Origin of the sequence: Streptomyces cynarae (genome assembly GCF_025642135.1) — a bacterium.
Classification (GTDB): Bacteria; Actinomycetota; Actinomycetes; order Streptomycetales; family Streptomycetaceae; genus Streptomyces; species Streptomyces cynarae.
The window spans coordinates 1,133,735-1,148,913 of record NZ_CP106793.1; the positions used below are offsets into that span (position 1 = coordinate 1,133,735).

At 73.5% G+C, this 15,179-nt stretch carries 16 protein-coding genes; 10 read left to right on the top strand and 6 right to left on the bottom strand.

Features of this window, described 5'->3' with window-relative positions:
- Positions 1-48 precede the first annotated feature (48 nt).
- On the top strand, positions 49-696 hold the full coding sequence (locus N8I84_RS05390) for a peptide deformylase (RefSeq protein WP_263228473.1): 648 nt from the start codon (positions 49-51) through the stop codon (positions 694-696).
- An 11-nt stretch (positions 697-707) separates the two neighbouring features.
- Here the strand turns inward: N8I84_RS05390 and N8I84_RS05395 are convergent, their stop codons facing one another.
- Complete coding sequence (locus tag N8I84_RS05395) at positions 708-2,138, bottom strand: dihydrolipoyl dehydrogenase family protein (RefSeq protein WP_263228475.1); 1,431 nt, start codon at positions 2,136-2,138, stop codon at positions 708-710.
- A 73-nt stretch (positions 2,139-2,211) separates the two neighbouring features.
- On the opposite strand from N8I84_RS05395, the gene trxA reads away from it, so the two are divergent.
- Positions 2,212-2,643 (top strand): thioredoxin, encoded by a 432-nt coding sequence (gene trxA / locus N8I84_RS05400; protein WP_390898855.1) that lies wholly within the window; start codon positions 2,212-2,214, stop codon positions 2,641-2,643.
- Positions 2,644-2,661: 18 nt separating this feature from the next.
- Here trxA and N8I84_RS05405 read toward each other — a convergent pair whose 3' ends face one another.
- Positions 2,662-4,095: a benzaldehyde dehydrogenase gene (locus N8I84_RS05405; protein ID WP_263228478.1), complete on the bottom strand. Its 1,434-nt coding sequence runs from the start codon at positions 4,093-4,095 to the stop codon at positions 2,662-2,664.
- A gap of 63 nt (positions 4,096-4,158) precedes the next feature.
- Positions 4,159-5,193 carry a LacI family DNA-binding transcriptional regulator gene (locus N8I84_RS05410; RefSeq protein ID WP_263228479.1) on the bottom strand — a complete coding sequence of 345 codons (1,035 nt, stop codon included), beginning with the start codon at positions 5,191-5,193 and terminating at the stop codon, positions 4,159-4,161.
- Positions 5,194-5,349: 156 nt separating this feature from the next.
- Between N8I84_RS05410 and N8I84_RS05415 the strand changes: the two genes are divergently transcribed.
- From N8I84_RS05415 to N8I84_RS05440, 5 genes are all read left to right on the top strand, one after another.
- Positions 5,350-6,798, top strand: coding sequence for an amidase (locus N8I84_RS05415; protein ID WP_263228480.1), 1,449 nt, complete (start codon positions 5,350-5,352; stop codon positions 6,796-6,798).
- On the top strand, positions 6,795-7,019 hold the full coding sequence (locus N8I84_RS05420; RefSeq protein WP_263228481.1) for a hypothetical protein: 225 nt from the start codon (positions 6,795-6,797) through the stop codon (positions 7,017-7,019). The genes N8I84_RS05415 and N8I84_RS05420 overlap by 4 nt, the downstream gene beginning before the upstream one ends.
- A 134-nt stretch (positions 7,020-7,153) precedes the next feature.
- Entirely contained in the window at positions 7,154-8,641 is a 1,488-nt protein-coding gene (locus N8I84_RS05425) for a flotillin family protein (RefSeq protein ID WP_263228482.1), read from the top strand.
- 333 nt (positions 8,642-8,974) lie between these two features.
- Positions 8,975-9,577 carry a muconolactone Delta-isomerase family protein gene (locus N8I84_RS42680; protein WP_313884239.1) on the top strand — a complete coding sequence of 201 codons (603 nt, stop codon included), beginning with the start codon at positions 8,975-8,977 and terminating at the stop codon, positions 9,575-9,577.
- Positions 9,578-9,661: 84 nt separating this feature from the next.
- A complete protein-coding gene (locus tag N8I84_RS05440) occupies positions 9,662-10,357 on the top strand; it encodes an SDR family oxidoreductase (RefSeq protein ID WP_263228483.1) in 696 nt (231 codons plus the stop codon).
- 27 nt (positions 10,358-10,384) lie between these two features.
- Here N8I84_RS05440 and N8I84_RS05445 read toward each other — a convergent pair whose 3' ends face one another.
- Positions 10,385-10,990 (bottom strand): GOLPH3/VPS74 family protein, encoded by a 606-nt coding sequence (locus N8I84_RS05445; RefSeq protein ID WP_263228484.1) that lies wholly within the window; start codon positions 10,988-10,990, stop codon positions 10,385-10,387.
- An 80-nt stretch (positions 10,991-11,070) separates the two neighbouring features.
- The gene (locus N8I84_RS05450; protein ID WP_263228485.1) at positions 11,071-12,387 is read right to left on the bottom strand and encodes a YbfB/YjiJ family MFS transporter; all 1,317 of its coding nucleotides are present in this window, start codon (positions 12,385-12,387) and stop codon (positions 11,071-11,073) included.
- 203 nt (positions 12,388-12,590) lie between these two features.
- Between N8I84_RS05450 and N8I84_RS05455 the strand changes: the two genes are divergently transcribed.
- Positions 12,591-13,514: a LysR family transcriptional regulator gene (locus tag N8I84_RS05455; protein ID WP_313884240.1), complete on the top strand. Its 924-nt coding sequence runs from the start codon at positions 12,591-12,593 to the stop codon at positions 13,512-13,514.
- 28 nt (positions 13,515-13,542) lie between these two features.
- Here the strand turns inward: N8I84_RS05455 and N8I84_RS05460 are convergent, their stop codons facing one another.
- Positions 13,543-14,223, bottom strand: a complete 681-nt coding sequence (locus N8I84_RS05460; RefSeq protein WP_263228486.1) for an alpha/beta fold hydrolase — start codon at positions 14,221-14,223, stop codon at positions 13,543-13,545.
- A gap of 93 nt (positions 14,224-14,316) precedes the next feature.
- On the opposite strand from N8I84_RS05460, the gene N8I84_RS05465 reads away from it, so the two are divergent.
- Positions 14,317-14,511: an antitoxin gene (locus N8I84_RS05465; RefSeq protein WP_200422768.1), complete on the top strand. Its 195-nt coding sequence runs from the start codon at positions 14,317-14,319 to the stop codon at positions 14,509-14,511.
- Positions 14,512-14,592: 81 nt separating this feature from the next.
- A complete protein-coding gene (locus N8I84_RS05470; RefSeq protein ID WP_263228487.1) occupies positions 14,593-15,039 on the top strand; it encodes a type II toxin-antitoxin system PemK/MazF family toxin in 447 nt (148 codons plus the stop codon).
- Positions 15,040-15,179: the final 140 nt, after the last annotated feature.

Below are 15,179 nucleotides of genomic sequence, written 5' to 3' on the forward strand. Positions count from 1 at the left end.
GCGTGCGTCACACGTCAGGCGCCGACGGGGCCGTGGCATGCTGGCGCGATGGGATCTCCGCGTGACCACAAGCCCCTGGCCGAGCAGGTCGAGGAACTGCTCGCCGCCGGTGGCCCGTTGCCGATCGTCGCCGCCGGTCATCCGGTGCTGCGCTCCGGCGCCGAGCCGTTCGACGGGCAGTTGGGGCCCGCGCTGCTGGCCCGCTTCGTCGAGGCCCTGCGCGTGACGATGCACGCCGCGCCGGGCGTGGGTCTCGCCGCGCCCCAGGTCGGGGTGGCGTTGCGGATCGCGGTGATCGAGGACCCGGCGCCGGTCCCGGAGGAGGTCCGGGTGGTGCGCGGGCGGGTGCCGCAGCCGTTCCGGGTGCTGGTCAACCCGTCGTACGAGGCGGTCGGCACCGAGCGCGCCGCGTTCTTCGAAGGCTGTCTGAGCGTGCCCGGCTGGCAGGCCGTGGTGGCCCGGCACGCCCGGGTGCGGCTGCGGGCGCTGGACGAGCACGGGGCCGCCGTGGACGAGGAGTTCACGGGCTGGCCGGCGCGCATCGTCCAGCACGAGACGGACCACCTGGACGGCACGCTCTACCTGGACCGCGCCGAGCTGCGCTCGTTGTCGTCGAACGAGGCGGTGGCGGCGCGCTGGGGCGGGCCGACGCCGGAACGGGCAGCGCGGGAACTGGGATTCACGCTGCCCGACTGAGGCTTCCGGTGTCAGCCCCGGTACGTCTCCAGCAGCCGCAGCCACACCTCGCTGATCGTCGGGAACGACGGCACCGCGTGCCACAGACGGTCGATGGGCACCTCGCCGGCGACGGCGATGCTCGCGGAGTGGATGAGTTCGCCGACGCCGGGGCCGACGAACGTGACGCCCAGCAGGGTCTCGCTGTCCAGGTCGACGACCATGCGGGCGCGGCCGCGGTAGCCGTCGGCGAACAGGTTCGCGCCCGCCACCGAGGACAACTCGACGTCCACGGCGCGCACCCGGCGGCCCGCCTGCTCCGCCTCGGCCAGCGACAGGCCCACGGTCGCCGCCTCCGGGTCGGTGAAGACCACCTGCGGGACGGCCGCGTGGTCGGCGGTCGCGGAGTGGGCGCCCCAGCGGTCCGTCTCCAGCAGCGGGACGTGCGCCGCGCGGGCCGCGATCGCCGCGCCCGCGATGCGCGCCTGGTACTTGCCCTGGTGGGTCATGAGGGCGCGGTGGTTGACGTCGCCGACCGCGTACAGCCACTCGCTGCCCGCCACCCGCAGGGTGTCGTCGACCGGCAGCCAGGAGCCGGGCTCCAGGCCGACCGTGTCGAGGCCGATGTCGCCGGTGCGCGGGGTCCGGCCGGTGGCGAAGAGGATCTCGTCGGCCTCAAGCCGGTCGCCGGCGTCCGTGACGACCACGACGGTCTGGCCCTCGCGCCGTACCGACTCCACCGAGGTGCCGGTGCGCACGTCCGCGCCCGCCTCGGTGAGCGCCTCCGCGACCAGTTCCCCGGCGAACGGCTCCATGCGCGGCAGCAGGCCCTTGCCGCGCACCAGGACAGTGACCTGGGAGCCGAGGGCCTGCCAGGTGGTGGCCATCTCGGAGGCCACCACACCGCCGCCCACGACGACCAGCCGGCCGGGGACGGACTGGGCACTGGTCGCCTCACGGCTGGTCCACGGGTTCACCTCGGCGATCCCTGGCAGGTCGGGCAGCTGGGCGTCGCTGCCGGTGCACACGGCCACCGCGTGCCGGGCGGTCAGCACGTGCCGCTCGCCGTCCGGGCCGGTCACCGTGACCCTGCGCGGCCCGTCCAGCCGTCCGTGGCCGCGGTAGAGGTCGGCCCCGATGCCGTCCAGCCAGGAGACCTGCCCGTCGTCCTTCCAGTCCCCGACCTCGTAGTTCCGGTGGGCGAGGACCGCGCGGGCGTCGAGGGGGCCCTGCACGAGGTGGGCGACGCCGGGGACGCGGCGGGCGTCGGCGCGGGTGATCACCGGGCGGAGCAGTGCCTTGCTGGGGATGCACGCCCAGTATGAGCATTCGCCGCCGACCAGCTCGCTCTCCACGACCGCGGTGGACAGGCCGGCCGCACGGGTGCGGTCGGCGACGTTCTCCCCCACGGGCCCGGCTCCGAGCACCACGACGTCGTACGCGATGGATTCCGTTTCCGTCATGGGGACAGTCTGGTGGGTGGTGTGCCCGGGGGCCACACGGGTAGGGCGCGGAATACGTGACCAAGTGTGACAGTTGACGACAGCGGCTCGGCCCCGACATCAGGAAGAGGGATACGCCATGAGCAACACCGTGGAGCTCACCAAGGAGAACTTCGACCAGACGGTCCAGGACAACGACTTCATCCTGATCGACTTCTGGGCGTCCTGGTGCGGGCCGTGCCGTCAGTTCGCGCCGGTGTACGAGAAGGCCGCCGAGGAGAACCCCGACCTGGTGTTCGGCAAGGTGGACACCGAGGCGCAGCCCGAGCTCGCGGCGGCGTTCGGCATCCAGTCGATCCCGACGCTGATGATCGTCCGTGACCGCGTAGCCGTGTTCGCGCAGCCGGGCGCGCTGCCGCAGGCCGCCCTGGACGACGTGATCGGGCAGGCCCGCGGGCTGGACATGGACGAGGTCCGCAAGGCGGTGTCCGAGCAGCAGGCCAAGGCCGAACAGAACGGAGAGTGACGGCTCCCGGCCGGGCGGTCAGAAGGGGTACGTGGCCACGTCCCCGCGCACCGTGGTCCAGCGCAGGTCGGTGAAGGCGTCCAGATTGGCCTCGCCGCCGAAACGCGCGCCGGTGCCGGAGGCGGCGAGGCCGCCGAAGGGCGCGACAGCCTCGTCCCCCACGGTCTGGTCGTTGATGTGGGCCATGCCCGTCGGGATCCGCTCGGCCAGGTCGAGGCCGCGCACGGCGTCCCGTGTGACGATGCCCAGGGAGAGGCCGTACGGCCCCGCGGAGGCGAGGCCGACGGCCTCTTCCGTTGTCGTGAAGGGGCGTACGGGTGCGACCGGCCCGAAGACCTCCTCCGTGTACGCGGGTGTCGTGTCGTCGGCTCCGGCCAGCACCGTCGGCCGATAGAACAGGCCGCGGTGCGTGCCCCCCGCCACGAGCTTCGCACCGCGAGCGGTGCTGGCCGCCACCAGCCCGTGGATCCGGGCGAGTTGGCTCGCGTCGATGACGGGGCCGAGGTGCACCTTCTCGCGGTACGGGTCGCCCACGGTGAGCGTGTCGGCCTTGGCGGCGAGCCGCTCGACGTAGTCCTCGTACAGGGACGCGTGGACGAGGTGACGGCCGGTCGTCATGCAGATCTGGCCCTGGTGGAAGAAGGACCCCCAGGCCGCGCTGGAGACGACGGCGTCGAGGTCGGCGTCCTCGAGGACGATCAGCGCGGAGTTGCCGCCGAGTTCCAGGTGTACCCGTTTCAGGTGGTGTCCGCCGGCCTCGGCGATCGCGCGGCCGGCGGCGGTCGACCCGGTGAAGGAGATGACCGGGACGTGCGGGTCGGCGACCAGTTCCTGACCCACGTCGGGTCCGCCGGGCAGGACGTGCAGCAGGTCCTCGGGCAGTCCCGCCTCGGCGAACACGGCGGCCACGGCGAGGCCGCCGCAGACAGCGGTGCGCGGGTCGGGTTTGAGCACGACGGCGTTGCCGAGGGCGAGGGCCGGTGCGACGGAGCGGACCGCGAGGATCAGCGGGGCGTTGAACGGGGCGATCACGCCCACCACGCCGACGGGGACACGGCGCGTGTACGACAGCCGGGGTGCCTCCGAGGGCAGGACCTGCCCCGTCGGGTGCGACGCGAGGGCTGCCGCCTCGTAGCACTCCTGCGCGGCGACGTGCAGCTCGAAGCCGGCCTTGTCCGGGACGGAGCCGGACTCGCGGACGAGCCAGTCGCGCAGCTCGTCGGTGTGCACGGCGAGCAGGTCGCCGGCCCTGCGGAGCACGGCGGCGCGCACGCTGTAGGGGGTCTTCGCCCAGGCGCCCTGGGCGGTGACGGCGGCCCGGGCGGCGGTCTCGACGTCCTGTTCGGAGGCGAGCGTGACGGTGCCGAGCGACTCGCCGGTGGCGGGCTCGGTGACGGTGTACTCGGCGCCCGTCAGCGGCTGCGGCTGCCAGGTCTGCGTGTCGAGCAGCATGACGGCTCTCCGATCCGGCACCGGGCGGGGCGCACGGTGCGCGTGGAGGCCCGTCCCGCGTGCTCAGCTCGATTCGCGGTGCACGATCCGTGCCCCGAACACCTCGTGCACCTCCGGCTCACCTCCAGGATCGCGCACCGCGCGGTCGACCAGCTCGGCGAGATCGCGTCCGGACGGCAGCTCGATATGGACGGTGCTCAGCCGCGGGCGCAGCAGCCGGCCGAGCATCAGGTCGTCGGCGCCGACCACGGCCGTCTCACGGGGGATGTCCACGCCCTCGTCCTGGAGGGCGCGCATCAGGAGCATCGCGTACTCGTCGTTGTACGCGAAGACGGAGTCCAGGCCCAGAGAGCGCCAGCGCCCGGCCAGCCGGGCGGCGGAGTCCTCCTCGTAGGCGAGCGGCAGCTCGGTGACGGTCGCGTCGGTGCCCTCCAGGGCGCGCCGCACGCCTTGAAGGCGGGGCGTGGAGAAGAACTCCAGACCGGGCTCCTCGGGCATGACCACACCGACTCGGCGGCGGCCGCGGGCCAGCAGATGGACCCCGACGCTGTGCCCCACCCCGTCCTGGTCCAGGAGCAGCGCGTGCGCGCCCTCGACGCGTTCGGAGCCGAGGGTGACGACGGCGCGGGCCCCTGAGCGCTTGAGGACGTGGACGCCCTCGGCGCCGAGGCCGCCGCCGGGCACGATGACCGCGACCGGCCGCAGTTCCGCCCATGCACGGGCCGCCTCGTCGCGGTCGAGGCCGATGCCGCCGTACTGCACGACCGTGTAGTCGAGCCGGCTGAGCGCCCACTGCAGTTCGCTCAGGAACCGGCTGTACAGCGGTCCCGCCGGCACGTTCGGCGAGGGCATGAGCACCATGCGGCTGTGTCCGGCGCGCAGGCTGCGGGCGGCCGCGTGCGGGACGTACCCCAGTTCCTTGGCGGCCTCGTGGACGCGGCGGCGGGTGGGTTCGCTGATGCGTACGGCGCTGGTGTTGTTGAGGACGTAGGAGACGGTCGCGCGCGAGACACCGGCCAGGCGTGCCACATCGGCACTCGTCGGCACGGCGGGTGGTGCGGGCGACGAAGGGACGGGCTGTTTCGGTATCTGCACCATGACGTACCGCATCTTCGCAGAACGCTCACACCGTGCGTTCCCGGGGTGCGCATGCGGCCGTAACCACCCCTCCCACAAGGGAAGTTGCGCATTCGGTGTCGCGGGGCGCGCGCACAGGTTACCGTTCGGTAGAAGACGGTTCCGCGGAGGTGTCCCATGACGTCCGACCGCATTCCGGGACCGGCGGTGTGCGCCCGCGCGCTCGCCGCCGGCGAGATGACCTCCCGGGAGCTCGTGGAGCGCACGCTGGCCCGGATCCAGGCGGCGCAGCCCACAGTGAACGCATTCCGCGTGGTGCGCGGTGAGGCCGCGCTCCTCGAGGCGGAGGCGGCCGACAGGCTGCTGGCGGCCGGGGTGCGGCGGCCGCTGCTGGGGGTGCCGGTGGCGGTCAAGGACGACATGGACGTGGCGGGCGAGCCCACCGCGTTCGGCTGCCCGGGCGAGTTCCCGCCGGCGGCCGAGGACGGCGAGGCGGTACGGCGGCTGCGGGCCGCCGGCGCGGTGATCGTCGGCAAGACCAACACCTGCGAGCTGGGGCAGTGGCCGTTCACCGAGGGGCCCGCCTTCGGCGCCACGCGCAACCCGTGGAACCTCCGCCACACACCGGGCGGCTCGTCCGGCGGCTCCGCGGCGGCGGTCGCGGCGGGCCTGGTGCCGGCCGCGCTGGGCTCGGACGGCGCCGGGTCGGTCCGCATCCCGGCTGCCTGGACGCACCTGGTCGGCATCAAGCCGCAGCGCGGCCGGATCTCGACCTGGCCGAGCCCCGAGTCCTTCTACGGCATCACGGTCAACGGCACGCTCGCCCGTACGGTCGCGGACGCGGCGCTGCTCCTGGACGCGGCGAGCGGGAACCACGACGGCGAACGGCACCGGCCGCCCGCGCTCGACATCTCGGCCGCGGTGGGACGCGACCCGGGCCGGCTGCGGATCGCGCTCTCGCTGAAGCCGCCGTTCACGGCGTTGCCTGCGCGGCTCGATCCCCGCGTACGGGAGCGGGTGCTCGCGCTCGCGGAGCGGCTCGCCGCGCTCGGTCACGTCGTCGAGGAGGCGGAGCCGCGGTACGGGCAGATCGGGCTGGCGTTCGTGCCGCGGGCGACCGCAGGCCTGGCCGAGTGGGTGCGCAACGTGCCGTCCCCGGACCTGCTCGACCGGCGCACCCGCGACGCCGCACGCCTGGGCCGGCTGCTCGGTGGGGCTCCGCTGCGTGTGGCGCAGCGGGCGGAGGCGACGCTGCACCGGCGCGTGGGGGCGCTCTTCACGACGTACGACGTCCTCCTCGCACCGACGACGGCCGCTCCCCCGCCGCGCATCGGAACGCTGGCGAACATGAACGGCTGGAACACGGACCGGGCGATGATCGCGGCCTGTCCGTACGCCTGGCCGTGGAACGTGCTGGGCTGGCCGGGGATCAGCGTGCCCGCGGGTTTCGTCGGTGACGGTCTGCCCGTGGGCGCGCAGTTGCTGGGCCCGGCGAACAGCGAGCCTCTTCTGGTGTCGCTGGCGGCCCAGTTGGAGTCGGACCGACGCTGGGACGGGCGGTGGCCGCGGTACGCGGACGCCCTGGACGCTCGGGCGACGCAGGAGCGTGCGAACCGTACCCTGTGACCATGGATGATGCGCCGATGGTCGGCTTGATGGGACGTGTCACCGGTACCGTCGGGCCCGGGCTGGTCGGTGAGGTGATCGTCCGCGTGCGCGGCGGGGCCGAGCACTTCCTCGCGTATCCCGCGGACGGAACCGGCCGCATCGAGCGGGGCGCGGTGGTGATGGTGATGGAGTATCTGCCGCCCCGAACCGTCTACGTCGAGGCCATGTACGACAGTTGAGCCTCTCTCACCGCAGGTGAGAGGCGTAGGCGTCAAGATTGCAACAAGGTTTCGTCAGTGTCTTCACCCCGGGCTTGCGCAGGCGCAGACTCGCCTTCGTTCGGTGCCGACCCGGCACCAGGCAAAGGGGGCGTATGCCGATGGTCATCGGCGTCGTCGCGGGGGCTGTCGTCCTCGCGCTGCTTGTCATCGTTGGGATCTTCAAGCTCATGTGGCGTGTCGCGGAGCCCAACGAAGCACTGATCATCTCCGGTTCGAAGCATCGGACGGAGGGTCTCGAGGAAGGGATGGGCTTCCGCATCGTCACGGGGCGCGGCACGCTGGTCCTGCCGGGCGTGCAGGCGGTGCGCAAGCTGTCGCTCGACCTCAACGAGACGGAACTGCACGTGGACTGCGTGACCCATCAGGGCATTCCGCTGAAGGTGCGGGGCGTGGTCATCTTCAAGGTGGGCGACGACTTCGTGTCGATCGCCAACGCGGCCCGCCGCTTCCTGGACCAGCAGAAGCTGATGTCGGAGCGTGTCCACAACGTGTTCGCCGGTCATCTCCGTTCGATCGTGGGCGGGTTGACGGTCGAGGACATGATCCGCGACCGCGAGAAGCTCACCGGGCAGACCCGGGCCGCCTGCGGTACGGAGATGGAGAAGCTCGGTCTGATCGTGGACTCGCTGCAGATCCACGAGATCGAGGACCCGACGGGGTACATCCGGAACCTGGCGTCGCCGCACGCGGCGGCGGTGCAGCGGGACGCGCGCATCGCGCAGGCGGAGGCGAACCGCCTCGCCACCGAGGCGGAGCAGCAGTCGTTCGCGCGGATGGCGGAGGCGACGCGGGACAGCGAGATCCTGCAGGCCGGGTACCAGGCCGAGCGGGACAAGGCGGCCGCCAAGGCGCGCCAGGCGGGTCCGCTCGCGGATGCCGCGGCCCGCCAGGAGGTCGTGGTGCAGGAGACCCGGGTCGCGGAGCTGGAGGCGCACCGGCGCGAGCAGCAGCTCCAGGCGGACGTCCGCAAGCCCGCTGACGCGAAGGCGTACGAGAAGCGCACGCTGGCCGAGGCCGAGCGTGACGCGCGGATCTCGGCGGCGCAGGCCAACGCGAAGGAGACCGAGCTGGCGGCGGCGGCCGAGGCGACGCGGGTCAAGACGGCCGCGGCGGCGGAGGCCGAGGCGACCAAGACGCGGGGTGCGGCGGCGGCCGAGGCGACCCGCGCGACCGGTGAGGCCGAGGCGGCCGCGGCCCAGGCGAAGGGTCTGGCCGAGGCGGAGGCGACCCGTGCCCAGGGTCTTGCGGAGGCGGAGGCCATCAAGGCGCGTGCCGCGGCCCTCGCGGACAACCAGGAGGCCGTGGTCGCGCAGCAACTCGCCGAGAAGTGGCCGGAGATCGTCCGGGCGGGCGCGTCGGCGTTCGGCAACGTCGACAACATGGTGCTGCTCAACGGGGCGGACGGCATGGCCGACATGTTCGCCAAGGCCCTGACGATGGGCGGCACCGGTCTGGGGCTCGCCCGCCAGGTGCTGTCCTCGATGAACCAGAACGCGGCGCCGGCGGCGGGGACTGCCGGGCTCAACGGGTTCGTGCCGCCGCGGCCGGAGAAGGTCGCGGTGGAGAACGACGAGGGATGAGTCCCTCGGCAGTGAGGCGCTGAGGCACTGAGCCGCTGAGGCGCTGAGGCCTGAGGACTGAGGCACTGAGCTTCGGGCGTACGGAGTTCGGATCCTGTACGCCCGAAGTGCGCTCTGCGGCACGGTGCCCGGTGATCCCGGCGGGGGCGGGCCGGGCCCCGGCTCGGCGGCCGTGGCCTCAGCGGTGACGGGGACGAGATTCCCGTCACTCCCTTGACAGGTAATGCCGGCGTGCGGCACCGGATCCGGAGCTCGGTCGGCAAGGGTGCGCACCGCCGCGCCGCGCGTGATGGTGATGCGGAGGGCACAGCGAGCCGCAACGGGAGTCGCGCCATGGAATACCTCGTCACGATGACCACCCACGTCCCCGAGGGCACGCCCGAGGAAGCCGTCGCGGACATCCGCGCCCGTGAGGCCGCGCGCTCGCGTGAGCCGGCCGCACAGGGGCACCTGCTCCGCCTGTGGCGCCCGCCGCTCCGGCCCGGCGAGTGGCGCACGCTGGGGCTGTTCGCGGCCGAGGACGACGCCCGGCTGGAGGAAGTGCTGGTCTCCATGCCGCTGCGCGTGTGGCGCACGGACGAGGCCACCCCGCTGTCACCGCACCCGAACGACCCGTCGCCGACGGCGCCCGGACCGGCGGGTGCCCGGGAATTCCTGGTCCACTTCACTCGCTCGGCGGCCGAGGGCACGCGCGCTCAGGTGATCGACTCGGCGATGGAAGCGGAGGCGGTCCGTGCGCGGGGACTGGCCGCCCAGGGGCGCCTCGTACGACTGTGGCAGCTACCGGGCCAGGGGCGGGCACTGGGTCTGTGGCGTGCCGGGGACACGGCCGAGCTGGAGGCCGTCCTGGAGGCGCTCCCGCTGTCGCCCTGGACGACCGTCGAGACGACGCCTCTCAGCGAACACCCGAACGACCCGGCGCTGCACGCAAGTTGACGCCGTCCCCGGGGAGGATGGGCCCGGGGCAGTGGTGCGCGTCGGCGGACGAACGAGTCCCGTCCCACGGCATGAGGAGGAGCTATGGACATCGCCGGATCGGTGGCCCTGGTCACGGGTGCGAACCGCGGCATCGGCAGGGCGTTCGCCCGCGCGTTGCTCGACCACGGTGCCGTCAAGGTCTACGCGGCGGCGCGCGACCCGGAGAGCGTGACGGACCCGGACGTCACGCCGCTGCGTCTGGATGTCACCCGTCATGAAGAGGTCGCCGCGGCCGCCACCGCGGCGGGTGACGTCAGCATCCTGATCAACAACGCCGGTGTGGGCGGCTGGGGCACCAAGCTCTTCGACGGCTCCCTCGACGGCGCCCGTGAGGCGATGGAGGTGAACTTCTTCGGCACCTGGGCCGTCGCCCGCGCGTTCGCGCCCGTCCTGGCACGGAACGGGGGCGGCGCCCTGGTGAACATGCTGTCGGTGGCGTCCTGGGCGAGCCGGCCCGGCTGGCCCGGCTACGCGGCCTCCAAGGCGGCGCAGTGGTCGCTGACCAGCGCACTGCGCGAGGGGTTGCGCGACCAGGGCACGCTGGTGATCGGGGTGCACGCGGGCTTCGTGGACACGGACCTGGCCGACTGGACGGACGCGCCGAAGATCAGCGCCGGGGACGTCGCCGAGCAGACCATGCGGGCTCTGGCCGACGACCGGGTCGAGGTCCTCGCCGACGAGCGGACGAGGCAGGTCAAGGCGGCCCTGTCCCAGCCGCTCGACGACGGGACCCCGTAACGGACCGGCGGGCGGCCCGCGCCCGTGTCAGTTCCCCCTCCAGATGTTGTCGAAGGCCGCCTTCTCGATGGCTCGTCGTTGTCGTACGGCCGTCAGCTCCGTCACCGCGTCGTCGACGGCGGCGAGCACCGTCGTCACGGCCTCGTCGGTCTCGTCCGGCAGCTCTCCGGCGGGTGTCTCACGGATCCCGATGGCCGTGGCGAGAGCGGCGAGCACGGGCTCGTCCTCGGCCCATCGGTCCGCCGCCCGCTGCCGGGCGGCGGAGTCGGCCAGCACCGCCTCACCGGTCCAGGACGGCAGCAGGCGGCGGTGCTGCCGCTTGAGCAGTCCCTCGTCCTCGAAGGCGGCCAGATACGCCGAGGACAGACCACGCCCCCGGCGCCAGAGCCAGTCCTCGACGGTTTCGTGGGGCGTCTGCCGGACGAGTGACGCCGCGGCCTCCCGCACCAGTCGGTCGTCGGTCACCGGCGGGTCGCCCGGTACCACGAGGTCTCCGTCCAGCGTGAGGGCCCGGGCGTCCCGGAGGTCGAGCAGCTCCGCTCCCGCGAGCGCGAGCGAGAGATCGCCCGGTTCGGCGGAACGGCCGGGCGCCGCGCCCAGGGCGACGATCAGCAGGTCCCGTGCAGTGGTCATGTGCGGCTCCCCGTCAGTGGCTCCGGTGGCGGTAGGTCGTTGAGCGGCCGTCCCGACAGCCCGACAGTAGCGCGGCGGCGTCAGCGACGGTCCGTCGAAGCCGGTACGGCGTCCGCCGCTGCGGGCCTGTCTCCCGGGGCGCCGCCCCGCACGACCTCCCGGTGGTGCGGGAAGCCGATGCGCAGGACGCCCGCGGCGAGCGCGCCGGCGAGGACCACGACGGCGGCCAGGAGCAGGGCCTGGCGGTAGCCGTGGTGGAGCAGCGGGGCGACCGCCAGGGGGCCGAGGATCTGACCCACGGAGTACCCGGTCGTCAGCAGCGCGACGGAGCGCGGGTACCGCAGGTGGGCGCCGGTGGCCAGGGCCAGGGTGCTGATGCCGATGAAGGTCGCGCCGAACAGGACGGCGGACGCCAGGGCCGCCGCCACCGACCCGAGCAGGGCGGGCAGGGCGATGCCGACCGCCTGGATCGCGAGCGCTGCGAGCAGCAGACCGGGGCGGGACCAGCGGCGCCCGAGCCTGGCCCACAGCGCCGAGGACGGGACGGCCGCGAGACCGACCAGCACCCAGGCACCGCTGCCGACCCAGCCCGGGGAGCTCTGCTCGATCGCGGCGACGAGGAAGGTGCCGGCGACGATGTAACCGACGCCTTCGAGGGTGTAGCTGACGAAGAGGGCGCTGAACCAGCGCTGCGGACGCGTGCCCGGCCGCGCGGCCGTGGCGGTCCCCGCGGGCTGAGCCGCATCCGCAGCTGTCCGGCGTTCCCGGCCGGGTCGCGGAAGGTCGCGTGCGGGAGCCTCTTCGGGACGCAGGTTCCAGGACACCACGGCGAGGGCGGCGGCGAGGGCCGCCGCGGCCCACCAGGCGGCCCGCCAGTCGGCGAGGCTGCGCAGCGCGAGCACCATGAGCCCGGACAGGGCGATGCCCGCCCCGACTCCGCCGAAGGCCCAGCCGGGCAGGTGTGCTGGGTGGTCCCGGAGGTGGCCGAGGAGGGAGCTCACCGCGATGACGAAGATCAGGGCGCTGGCGATCCCGGCGAGCAGCCGCAGCACGAGCCACACGGCGGTGCTGTGCGTGGTCGGCATCCCGGCCAGGGTGACGGTCAGCGCGACCAGAGAACCGCGCAGGGCGAGGGGTGAGCGGACCAGCGCGGGGGCCAGGATGCCGACCAGGGCTCCGAGGAGGTAGCCGACGTAGTTGGCGGTGGCCAGGTTCGCGCCCGCGGCGGCGGACAGCCCGGCCCGGGCGTGCATGAGGGGGAGGATCGGCGTGTAGACGAACCGGCCGACCCCCATGCCCGCCGCGAGGGCCGCTGCGGCCTGGGCGACATGGGCCCAGGGCGAGTGCAGGGGGGTGCCTGGTCCGGCGGACGAGGGACGCGGGGCGCGCGGGCTCATGACGCGTGCCTCGGGTCGCCCGAACGGCCGGGGTGCAGTTCGTTCACGTCCGACTCTCGCATGATCCTTCTCCAACAGGGTGGACGCCCCGGGGCGCTCGGCGCCCGAGGCGTTTCCGTGACCCCATACTGGGGTCCCCACCAGCGCGAACGCCACGACCGGCTGCCTCCCTGCTGGTAGGCGCAGCCTCCCACCGACGTAGCATGACGAGCGTGGAACTGCGCCAGTTGCGGTACTTCCTCGCGGTCGCCGAGGAGCTGAACTTCGGCCGGGCCGCCGATCGTCTGATGATCGCCGGCCCGTCTCTGTCGCAACAGATCAAGGCACTCGAACGCGATCTTGGGGTGCGACTGTTCGACCGTGACCGCCGTTCGGTGTCCCTCACCCCGGCGGGCGCGGCCCTGCTTCCGCACACCCGCGCCCTGGTGGAGCGGGCCGACGACCTCAAGCGCCGGGCAGGCCGTCTCGCCGGGTCGCAGCCGGTTCGGCTCGGCTACGTCAACTGGCTGCCCCCGGATCTGACGGCCCGGACCGCGGGGGTCGCCCAACTGCACGTCGACGCCTGGGTGGCGCCCTCCCACACCCAGGCGGCCCGGGTGGCGGACGGCAGTCTCGACCTCGCGGTGTGCTGGATACGCGCCGAGGACCTGGCACACCGGGGCCTGCGGGCCCGGCTGATCGGCGCAGACCGGCTGTACGCCGTCTCCAGCGGCGGTGACGACGGTGACGTACCGGTCGGGGACACGAGCGTGCTCCTCGACGACGACACCCTGTCCTGGGAGTCGTGGAACGCCTTCGCCCGGCACCTGTCCGAGGACACCGGGGCCCGCGCGGTGCGCATCTCCGACGGCGGCATCACCGGCCCCGCCTTCTTCGACCACGTCCGCCGCAGCCGCCGTCCGGTGGTCAACTCCCCCAAGGGCCAGACCACTCCCCTGCCCCCCGACCTGGTGCGGCGGCCCCTGGTCGCTCCGAAGGTCTACTGGACGTGGTCCGTGGTCTGGCGTGAGAGCGAGGAGCGCGCCGCGGTACGGGCCGTCGCCGAGGCCCTGGCCGAGGGGGCCGGCGACCTCGGCATCCACGCGCCCGACGCCTGGCTGCCCGACGGCGACCCGTACAAGCGCTGACCCGTACAGGCGCTGACCCGGGGACGGCTCACAGCAGGAAGGCCGAGACGGCGTCCGTGAAAGCGTCCGGGGCGGCCTCATGGATGAGGTGCCCGACCGGGATGGTGACCACCCGCCCGCGTGGGACCCGGCGCGCCAGTTCCGCGATGCCGTCCTGGGGGATGTGGCTGCCGGGACCGCCGGCGAGCACGAGGGTCTCGGCGGTGATCCGGCCGAGCCGCTCCAGCCAGCGTGGATCCGGCGTGTCGAGCTGCGGCCTGACCGCCGTCACCACCTCCCAGTCGAAGGTCAGGTCGCCGTCCGGCCGGGCCGGGGCGGTCGGGCGTCGGGGGCGCGGCACCGGTACGTCCTCCAGGACGAGCCGGCTCACCCGCCCCGGACTGTCCTGGGCGAGCAGGTAGGCCACCACGCCGCCCAGGGAGTGCCCGATCAGCTCCACCGTGCCGAGGCCGAGCGCGTCGAGGAAGCCGAGTACATCGGCTCGCATCAGCTCGAGCGAGTACGCACCCGGCCAGTCGCTTCGGCCGTGGCCGCGCAGATCGAGCGCGTGCACGCGTCGGCTGCGGGCGAGGTGCGGCGCCACCGCGTCCCAGCTGGAGCCGTCTTCGCCAAGGGCGTGCAACAGGACGAGTGGCGGGGCGTCGGGCGGTCCCGAGATCCGGCAGGCCAGCCGGACGCCTCCGGCGTCGACCGAGCAGTGGTCAACCATGCCTGGAGGGTACGCGGCACGTCCCCAGCGGATGCACCCCTGGCGAACGGCCCTGATCCTGGAAGGAGGGGGAGACCCGCGAAGGAGGGTGTCATGTCCGTGATGGACAAGCTGAGGCAGATGCTCAAGGGCCATGGCGAACGCACCGGTGAGGGCCACGACAAGGCGGGGCAGCCCGCAGGCGAACAGCCACACGGCGCGCAGCCCGGTCCGGTCGACAAGGGTCCGGACGCGCTCAGGGAGCAGATGCGGTCCCGGCCTGAGCAGGACAACCCGCCCCAGCCGTAGCAGCCGCCACGGGAAGTTGACACGGCGTCACCAGCCGACCCGCTCGACGTGCGTGCGCCGTGACGCTCTACCGTGAGCCGCGTGACTGCCTTTACCGAAGAAGACGTCCCCGGCCGCTACGGCCCCTCCGCCACCACGGAGGCCGACCCCCGTGAGGTGGGCCGGGTACGGACCGAGTACTCCCCCGCGCACGACGGCGACCCCGACCCCGGCGAGATCGTCTGGACGTGGGTGCCGTTCGAGGAGAACGACGGGCGCGGCAAGGACCGCCCAGTGCTCGTGGTCGCCCGTGAGGCGGCGGGCACGCTGCTGGCCGTGCAGCTCTCCAGCAAGCGGCACGACGGCGACCGGGAGTGGGTGCCGATCGGGAGCGGGCCCTGGGACCGGTCCGGGCGCGACTCCTGGGTGGACGTGGACCGGGTCCTCCGGGTGCACGAGGCCGGCATGCGGCGCGAGGCGTGCGCGCTGGACCGGATGCGGTTCAACCTCGTGGTGCACCGGCTGAGGGAACGCTACGGCTGGAACTGAGCCCCGGGGTCGGGCGGCGCCCCCAGTACCCCGAGAACCGGCGCCCGGACGGCAGCCGGTGGCCCCCCCCCCCCCCCCCCCCCCCGGCCACCTGCGCCGGGGCGCCGCCGCCCGGGATGGGGGTCCCCGTTCCCTGCGCG

What these genes read in the sequence shown, in the direction of transcription:
- N8I84_RS05445 (WP_263228484.1), bottom strand. Translation starts at nt 10,990, where the DNA reads ATGACCACTGCACGGGACCTGCTGATCGTCGCCCTGGGCGCGGCGCCC.
- N8I84_RS05390 (WP_263228473.1), top strand. Translation starts at nt 49, where the DNA reads ATGGGATCTCCGCGTGACCACAAGCCCCTGGCCGAGCAGGTCGAGGAA.
- N8I84_RS05460 (WP_263228486.1), bottom strand. Translation starts at nt 14,223, where the DNA reads ATGGTTGACCACTGCTCGGTCGACGCCGGAGGCGTCCGGCTGGCCTGC.
- N8I84_RS05405 (WP_263228478.1), bottom strand. Translation starts at nt 4,095, where the DNA reads ATGCTGCTCGACACGCAGACCTGGCAGCCGCAGCCGCTGACGGGCGCC.
- N8I84_RS05425 (WP_263228482.1), top strand. Translation starts at nt 7,154, where the DNA reads ATGCCGATGGTCATCGGCGTCGTCGCGGGGGCTGTCGTCCTCGCGCTG.
- N8I84_RS05395 (WP_263228475.1), bottom strand. Translation starts at nt 2,138, where the DNA reads ATGACGGAAACGGAATCCATCGCGTACGACGTCGTGGTGCTCGGAGCC.
- N8I84_RS05440 (WP_263228483.1), top strand. Translation starts at nt 9,662, where the DNA reads ATGGACATCGCCGGATCGGTGGCCCTGGTCACGGGTGCGAACCGCGGC.
- N8I84_RS05465 (WP_200422768.1), top strand. Translation starts at nt 14,317, where the DNA reads ATGTCCGTGATGGACAAGCTGAGGCAGATGCTCAAGGGCCATGGCGAA.
- N8I84_RS05410 (WP_263228479.1), bottom strand. Translation starts at nt 5,193, where the DNA reads ATGGTGCAGATACCGAAACAGCCCGTCCCTTCGTCGCCCGCACCACCC.
- N8I84_RS05455 (WP_313884240.1), top strand. Translation starts at nt 12,591, where the DNA reads ATGACGAGCGTGGAACTGCGCCAGTTGCGGTACTTCCTCGCGGTCGCC.
- N8I84_RS42680 (WP_313884239.1), top strand. Translation starts at nt 8,975, where the DNA reads ATGGAATACCTCGTCACGATGACCACCCACGTCCCCGAGGGCACGCCC.
- N8I84_RS05415 (WP_263228480.1), top strand. Translation starts at nt 5,350, where the DNA reads ATGACGTCCGACCGCATTCCGGGACCGGCGGTGTGCGCCCGCGCGCTC.
- N8I84_RS05450 (WP_263228485.1), bottom strand. Translation starts at nt 12,387, where the DNA reads ATGAGCCCGCGCGCCCCGCGTCCCTCGTCCGCCGGACCAGGCACCCCC.